General features: G+C 60.8%; 1 protein-coding gene. It reads left to right on the forward strand.

From position 1 onward, the window contains the following. Positions 1-423, forward strand: a 423-nt coding sequence (locus F3J44_RS29465) for an immunoglobulin-like domain-containing protein (protein ID WP_167278011.1), incomplete at both ends; no start/stop codon positions are given.

Consider the following 423-nt stretch of genomic DNA (forward strand, 5'->3'; position numbering starts at 1 on the left):
AAGGCGGCAGCATCGTCTACACCGCTACCCTTACCAACCCGGCTGGCACCGAGATGAAGGTGACCCTGAGCAATGGTGAAACCATCACCATCGCCAAGGGCCAGACCGAAGGCAGCATTACCGTTCCTGCACCGGCCAACACCGTCTACGTCGACGCCGGTAATGTCAGCGTGACTGTGACCGGCACCACCGGTGGCGATTTCGAGCAGCTGAATGTCAGCTCGACTCCAGCAGTCACTTCGGTGACCGATACCATCGACACTTCGACCGTCACCTTGACTGCCACCCCTTCGGTCACCGAAGGCGGCACTGTGGTTTACACCGCGACCGTTACAGCGCCGGTAACTGGCGCTCCGCTGGTGGTTTCGCTGGCTAACGGCCAAACCATCACCATCGCCGTGGGCGATAGCTCCGGTTCGGTCA

Origin of the sequence: Pantoea sp. Tr-811 (genome assembly GCF_011752535.1) — a bacterium.
Classification (GTDB): domain Bacteria; phylum Pseudomonadota; class Gammaproteobacteria; order Pseudomonadales; family Pseudomonadaceae; genus Aquipseudomonas.